A 6658-nucleotide genomic window follows, 5' to 3' on the forward strand; every position below is an offset into this window, starting at 1 on the left:
GAGATGAGTCGTAGTCGTCGCCAGTTTCTGGCCGACATGGCCAAGGGGGCTTGCGGTGTGGGCCTGCTTGGCGTGGGGCTCGGTGGCGTGGCCCGCCAGCAGGCACAAGCTGTGCCTGCCCAGGCGCTGCGCCCCCCTGCCGCCCTCGATGAAGCAGAGTTTCTCGGCGCCTGCGTGCGCTGCGGGCTCTGCGTCGAGGCCTGCCCCTACGACACCCTCAAGCTCGCCCGGCTGTTTGACCCTGTGACCACCGGCACTCCCTATTTCAAGGCACGTGCCGTGCCGTGCGAGATGTGTGATGACATCCCCTGCGTGGCGGCCTGCCCGAGCGGGGCGCTGGATCAGCAGATGACCGACATCGATCAGGCCCGGATGGGGGTGGCAGTGCTCATCGATCACGAGACCTGCCTCAACTATCTGGGGCTGCGCTGCGATGTCTGTTATCGGGTCTGTCCGCTGATTGACAAAGCGATCACTCTTGAGCTGCAACATAACCAGCGCACCGGCAAGCACGCCATGTTCCTGCCCACGGTACACAGCGATATCTGTACCGGCTGTGGCAAGTGCGAGCATGCCTGCGTGCTGGAGGAGTCTGCCATCAAGGTGGTGCCCCGTCAGCTCGCCAAAGGGGAGCTCGGCCATCACTACCGGCTCGGCTGGGAAGAGAAGGCCAAGGCGGGTAACAAGTCGCTCATCGGTGACAGGCTCACCTTGCCCACCCGCAAACCGGAGGGGTTATGAGTCGTTATCCGGGGGAAGAAGCTCGCATCAAGCTGGGGTGGTGGCGTTCCCACCGCTTCCTGCTGCTGCGTCGGCTGAGTCAGTTCAGCGTACTCGCGCTGTTTCTGCTGGGGCCGCTGGCGGGGATCTGGATCCTCAAGGGCAACCTCTCCAGTTCGCTGTTGCTGGATACGGTGCCGCTGACTGATCCGCTGACCCTGCTGCAGTCGCTGGCGGCGGGCCACTGGCCCATCACCACCCTCTGGCTGGGTGCTGCCATTGTGCTGGCCGGTTACTGGTTGGTCGGTGGGCGGGTGTTCTGCTCCTGGGTCTGTCCGGTCAACCTCATCACGGATGCGGCGGCCTGGCTCAGGGGGCGACTTGGCCTCAAGGGCAACGGCCAGTTCAGCCGTGCGACCCGCTACTGGCTGCTGGCCATGGTGCTGGTGGTGCCAGCGGTGGTCGGGGTGATGGCGTGGGAGCTGGTCAATCCGGTGTCGCTCGCCATGCGCGGCCTGCTGTTTGGCATGGGGGCGGGCTGGGCCCTGCTGGCGGCGCTATTCCTGTTCGATCTCTTCGTGGTTGAGCGGGGCTGGTGCGGTCATCTCTGTCCGGTGGGGGCCTTCTATGCCCTGGTCAATCGTGTCGGATTTATCAAGATTTCTGCCAAGGGGCGCGAGCGGTGCAACAACTGCATGGATTGTTATGCGGTCTGCCCGGAGCGTCCCATCCTGCGCGGGCCTGTTCACGGTGCCAAGCGCGGTCACGGGCCCTTGATTGCGGCTCAGGAGTGTACCAACTGTGGCCGCTGCATCGATGTCTGCGCGGAACAAGTTTTTGAAATCACTGTAGGTTTTGCCGTCAAGGCAGAAAAAACGTTGGAGAACAAATAATGAAAAAGCTGATTGGAGCAATGCTGGCCTGCCTGATGGCGGGATCCTTGATGGCAGCGACCCCCGAGATCACCAACAGTACCGGTGGCCTCAAGTCCGAGCGTGGCGCCACCGATCTGGTGACCGATGCCACCGCCTCACCCCTGAAAAACTTCCGCAAGGATGGCGCGCCCTACGATCGTCAGTACATGCATCAGCCGCCGCTGATCCCTCACGACATTCGCAACTACGAGGTGGATACCAAGGTCAACAAGTGCCTGGCTTGCCACAGCTTCAAGAATGCAAGTGCCATGAAGGCCCCCAAGATCAGCCCGACTCACTTCGAGACCCGCGACGGCATGACCCTGGGTGAAGTGTCGCCGCGTCGCTACTTCTGCCTGCAGTGCCATGTGCCGCAAGCGGATGCCAAGCCGCTGGTGGAAAATACCTTTAAACCGGTTGAAGCGTTGAACTGAGGAATCCATAGATGAAATTACCCGGCTTTATCCAGCGTCTGTGGACTACCTTCAAGTCTCCGTCGAAGGCGGCTCTCTGGGTCATCTTGCTGATGGGCTTCTTTGGTGGCGTGATTTTCTGGGGTGGCTTCAACACCGCCATGGAAGCATCCAACACCGAGGCCTTCTGCACCAGCTGTCACGAGATGAAGGACAACGTGTTCGAGGAGTACCGCGACACCATCCACTACGCCAACCGCTCCGGCGTGCGGGCCAGTTGCCCGGATTGCCACGTACCCCACGAGTGGACCTACAAGATCATCCGCAAAGTGCAGGCCTCCAAGGAGCTGTGGGGCATGATCACCGGCAAGGTGGATACCCGCGAGAAGTTCGAGTTGCACCGACGCGAGATGGCGGAGCGGGAGTGGCAGCGAATGAAAGAGACCGATTCGCGCGAGTGCCGCAACTGCCACAACTTCGAGTATATGGACTTCTCCCTGCAGGGGCAGCGTGCCGCCAAGATGCACTCTACCAATCTGGCCAGTGGTGAAAGTACCTGTATCGACTGTCACAAGGGGATAGCTCACCAGCTGCCCGACATGACCGGGGTGAAAGGGTTCTGATCCTGCGACGACAGGCCGGGTTCCCCGGCCTGCGTTTTGTTCATATATGGGACAAGCATCAGATTTGTGTGTCTTTTAAATCCCATATCTCGTGAAACCTTTGATAGAATCAGCCCGCCGTCACACGCTTGAGCAAGTTGGTCACCCCTGTCTGCGTCAGTTTTTTGCGCCCTGACAGCTGGCCTCTCATACCCCTTCTCTTCCTGCCTCGTTGACGGCCCATAGCCACAAGGAGCTGCCCGATGGGACAGAAACACAACGCATTTATTCCCCTCCAGATCGCCGTGCTGACGGTCTCCGATAGCCGCACCGCCGCCGATGACAGTTCGGGTGACTATCTGGTCTCGGCCCTCACCGACGCGGGCCATCAACTGGCCGATCGGGCGCTCTGCCCGGACAACCTGTTTCGCATCCGCGCTCGGGTGAGCGAGTGGATCGCCGATGAGGGGGTGCAGGTGGTACTGATTAACGGCGGTACCGGCTTCAATGAACAGAACCGGGTACCGGAAGCGGTCGGTGTGCTGTTCGAGCGCACCGTACAGGGTTTTGGCGAGATGTTCCGTCAGCTCTCTTTTGCCGAGATTAAAGGCTCCGCCATGCAGAGCCGTGCGCTGGCGGGACTCGCCAATCGCACCCTGATCTGCTGTCTGCCCGGCTCCACCGGCGCCTGTCGGCTGGGTTGGGAGCAACTGATCCGCGATCAGCTCGATGCCCGCACCAAGCCGTGCAACTTTGTCTCCCACCTCTGAGAGCAAACGATGAACCAGACCGATCCCAAGCAGACCCAGCCCAACCTGACGCATCTGAACCAGAGCGGCGAAGCCCATATGGTGGATGTGACCGACAAGCAGGTGACCGAGCGCGAAGCCCGCGCCGAGGCGCTTGTCGCCATGGCCCCCGAGACGCTGGCGCTGATTTTGAGCGGCCAGCACCACAAGGGGGATGTGTTCGCCACCGCCCGCATCGCCGGCATCATGGCCGCCAAGAAGACCGCCGATCTCATCCCCCTCTGCCATCCGCTGGCCTTGACCAAAGTCGAGGTGGAGATAGTGCCGCTGCCCGATCAGAACCGGGTGCATATTCGCACCCTCTGCAAGCTTTCGGGCAAGACCGGGGTGGAGATGGAAGCGCTGACGGCGGCATCGGTGGCGGCGCTGACCATCTACGACATGTGCAAGGCAGTGCAAAAGGACATGGTGATCGAACAGGTGCGACTGGTCGAGAAGAGGGGCGGCAAGTCCGGCCATTTTCAGCTGGGGTCAACGAGCGGGGAGCAAGCATGATCAAGGTACTGTTTTTTGCGCAAGTAAGAGAGCTGGTGGCGTGCGATGAGCTGAGCCTGCCGTGCGACTACGCCACCGCCGAACAACTGCGCGCGGCGCTCTGTGAGCGCGGTGACAAGTGGGCGCTGGCGCTGGAAGCAGGCAAGCTCTTGGTCGCGGTCAACCAGACCCTGGTGCCCCTCGATACCCCCATCAACGATGGCGATGAGGTGGCCTTCTTCCCACCTGTGACCGGAGGTTAAGGATGAGCGAGGCAACCATGACCGATCGCATTCTGGTCCAGCGGGAAGATTTCTCGCTGGCGGACGAATATGCCCGCCTCGCCACCCGCCCCGACAGTGGCGCCATCGTCACCTTCGTTGGCAAGGTGCGCGACTTCAATCAGGGGGAGGAGGTGAAGGGGTTGGCCCTCGAGCACTACCCCGGTATGACCGAGAAGGCGCTGGCCGATATCGTGCAGGAGGCCCGCCGCCGCTGGCCGCTGCAGGAGTGTACCCTCATTCATCGTATCGGCGAGCTGTGGCTTGGCGATCAAATCGTGCTGGTGGCGGTGAGCAGTGCCCACCGCGAGGCGGCCTTCGAGGCCTGCCACTTCATCATGGATTTCTTGAAAACCCGGGCGCCGTTCTGGAAAAAAGAGCTGACCGCCGAGGGTGTGCAACGCTGGGTCGAGGCCAAGGAGAGCGACAACGCCGCCGCTGCCCGCTGGCAAGCCTGACCTGTTCATCATGAGGGGCGCAGGTTCAACGGGAACCAAGGCCCCGCCAAGGGGCGCGGATGTGCGGGCCCCATCAGGAGAAAGGGAATGAAACCGCTGTTATCTGTTGTCATCACCGGCATTTGCGCCGCCACCTTGCATACCGGGCCCGTGCAGGCCGATGAAGTGAAGGTGGCCGTGGCTGCCAACTTCAAGGGCACCATAGAGCGTATCGGCAAGGAGTTCACCGCCAAGACCGGCCACACCCTGGCCATCTCGTCTGCCGCCACCGGAGTGCTCTACACCCAGATAAGTCACGGTGCACCGTTCGATCTCTTCCTCTCCGCCGATGTAGCGACCCCCGAGAAGCTGGAAAAAGAGGGCAAGGGGAGCGATCGCTTCACCTACGCCATCGGCCAGCTGGGGCTCTGGAAGAAAGGAGGGCCAGCCCCTGACGAGGCGACCCTGCGCAGTTGGAAAGGCAACCTCGCCATCGCCAATGCCCGCACAGCTCCCTATGGTGCTGCTGCCATGGCGACCCTCACCCATCTCAAAATCGATCCCAAGCAGTATCGGCTGCTAACCGGCGCCAACATCGGCCAGACCTGGCAATTTGTCGACACCGGCAATGCCGAGCTGGGCTTTGTCGCCTGGGCCAATCTGGTTGAGGCGGGCAAGACTGGCGAAGCCTGGGCGGTGCCTGCGAGCTTCTATCCTCCCATCGAGCAGCAGGGGCTGGTATTGAAGAAAGGCGCCGCGGTCGAGGCGCTGGTCGCCTGGCTCAAGGGGCCGGGTCAGGCGCAGATCAAGGCAGCGGGTTATGCGTTGCCCCAATAAGGGGATGGGCCTGATGCGATACCCTGAGTGGTCGGCCTTCGGGTCGGCCACTCTTTGTAATAAGGATGGATACCATGCCGTTGGGGGCATTTATCAACCGGGAGGTCGGCAATGAGTGAAGGGGATCTGCTGGCGGTCTGGCTCACCCTGAAGCTTGCGGCCTGCACCACAGCGATTTTACTGTTGCTGGCACCGCCGCTGGCCTGGTGGCTGTCGCGCAGTCAGAACCGGCTGCGGCCGCTGGTGGAGGCGCTGGTGGCACTGCCGTTGGTGCTGCCTCCCACGGTACTGGGTTTTTATCTGCTACTCGCCTTTTCCCCCGAATATGGTTTCGGCGCCTGGTGGCGCGACACCTTTGGCGCCCCGCTTGCATTCAGCTTTCTCGGCCTGCTGTTTGCCTCCATTCTCTATTCGCTGCCGTTTGTGGTGCAGCCGCTCACCTCCGCCTTCGTCAACATGGGTAACAAGGAGCTGGAAGCTGCCGCTACCTTGGGGCTCGGCCCGCTGGAGCGCTTCTTCCACATCATCTTGCCGATGACCCTGCCCAGCTTCGTAATGGCGGCAGCCCTCGGCTTTGCCCACACCTTGGGGGAGTTTGGCGTGGTGCTGATGATTGGCGGCAATATCCCCGGCGAAACCCAGGTGCTCTCCATCGCCCTGTTTGATCATGTGGAGGCGATGGATTATCAGAACGCCCATATTCTGGCGGGCGGCCTGATGGCCTTCTCGCTGGTGATGCTGGTGCTGGTCTATGGTGTGTTGCAGCGCAGACAGCGGAGAGTGTTCGGATGAACCTACCCGCTACTATGCCGCCTGTGAACGTGCCGCCCCGCCATGCCTTGAACCTCCATGCCCGGCGCGAGTTTGGCCCCTTTACCCTCGATTGCGCACTGACCCTCGAACTGGGGGGGATCCTCGGCCTGTTCGGCCCCTCCGGCTGCGGCAAGAGCACCCTGCTGCGCATCATCGCCGGGCTCGATCGCCAAAGCGGGGATCGCTTGCGGTGGCGAGGGCGGGAGTGCGCCGAGCTGCTGCCCGAAGCGCGCCGGTTCGGACTGGTGTTTCAGGACTCGCGGCTTTTCCCTCATCTGACGGTGCTCGGCAATCTGCAACTGGCGGCCCGCAAGGGGCGAGGGCGCTGGCAGCCCGAAGCGCTGGCGGCGCGGCTCGG

The 6658-nt window shown here is 62.1% G+C and carries 11 protein-coding genes; all 11 read left to right on the forward strand.

Annotated elements, in window-relative coordinates:
* Positions 1 to 3 precede the first annotated feature (3 nt).
* Entirely contained in the window at positions 4 to 741 is a 738-nt protein-coding gene (napG, locus tag ACRAUW_RS07535) for a ferredoxin-type protein NapG (RefSeq protein WP_431361784.1), read from the forward strand.
* Positions 738 to 1613 (forward strand): quinol dehydrogenase ferredoxin subunit NapH, encoded by an 876-nt coding sequence (napH, locus tag ACRAUW_RS07540; protein WP_431361785.1) that lies wholly within the window; start codon positions 738 to 740, stop codon positions 1611 to 1613. Before napG ends, napH begins: the two co-directional genes overlap by 4 nt.
* Positions 1613 to 2068 carry a nitrate reductase cytochrome c-type subunit gene (locus tag ACRAUW_RS07545; protein ID WP_431361786.1) on the forward strand — a complete coding sequence of 152 codons (456 nt, stop codon included), beginning with the start codon at positions 1613 to 1615 and terminating at the stop codon, positions 2066 to 2068. The genes napH and ACRAUW_RS07545 overlap by 1 nt, the downstream gene beginning before the upstream one ends.
* Positions 2069 to 2079: 11 nt before the next feature.
* Positions 2080 to 2670 carry a cytochrome c3 family protein gene (locus ACRAUW_RS07550; RefSeq protein WP_421258130.1) on the forward strand — a complete coding sequence of 197 codons (591 nt, stop codon included), beginning with the start codon at positions 2080 to 2082 and terminating at the stop codon, positions 2668 to 2670.
* Positions 2671 to 2912: 242 nt separating this feature from the next.
* Positions 2913 to 3419: a molybdenum cofactor biosynthesis protein B gene (gene moaB, locus ACRAUW_RS07555; RefSeq protein ID WP_431361787.1), complete on the forward strand. Its 507-nt coding sequence runs from the start codon at positions 2913 to 2915 to the stop codon at positions 3417 to 3419.
* Between the two features lie 9 nt (positions 3420 to 3428).
* Entirely contained in the window at positions 3429 to 3953 is a 525-nt protein-coding gene (gene moaC / locus ACRAUW_RS07560; RefSeq protein WP_431361788.1) for a cyclic pyranopterin monophosphate synthase MoaC, read from the forward strand.
* Positions 3950 to 4195: a molybdopterin synthase sulfur carrier subunit gene (gene moaD / locus ACRAUW_RS07565; RefSeq protein ID WP_005353453.1), complete on the forward strand. Its 246-nt coding sequence runs from the start codon at positions 3950 to 3952 to the stop codon at positions 4193 to 4195. The genes moaC and moaD overlap by 4 nt, the downstream gene beginning before the upstream one ends.
* Positions 4196 to 4197: 2 nt before the next feature.
* Positions 4198 to 4671, forward strand: a complete 474-nt coding sequence (gene moaE, locus ACRAUW_RS07570) for a molybdopterin synthase catalytic subunit MoaE (protein ID WP_431361789.1) — start codon at positions 4198 to 4200, stop codon at positions 4669 to 4671.
* Between the two features lie 87 nt (positions 4672 to 4758).
* On the forward strand, positions 4759 to 5487 hold the full coding sequence (gene modA / locus ACRAUW_RS07575; RefSeq protein ID WP_431361790.1) for a molybdate ABC transporter substrate-binding protein: 729 nt from the start codon (positions 4759 to 4761) through the stop codon (positions 5485 to 5487).
* 111 nt (positions 5488 to 5598) lie between these two features.
* Positions 5599 to 6279: a molybdate ABC transporter permease subunit gene (modB, locus tag ACRAUW_RS07580; RefSeq protein WP_005361814.1), complete on the forward strand. Its 681-nt coding sequence runs from the start codon at positions 5599 to 5601 to the stop codon at positions 6277 to 6279.
* Positions 6276 to 6658 (forward strand): ATP-binding cassette domain-containing protein (locus tag ACRAUW_RS07585; protein WP_431361791.1); only part of this gene is annotated, 383 nt, incomplete at its 3' end. The genes modB and ACRAUW_RS07585, both read left to right, overlap by 4 nt.

It is taken from the genome of Aeromonas sp. (assembly GCF_050633025.1).
GTDB lineage: Bacteria > Pseudomonadota > Gammaproteobacteria > Enterobacterales > Aeromonadaceae > Aeromonas.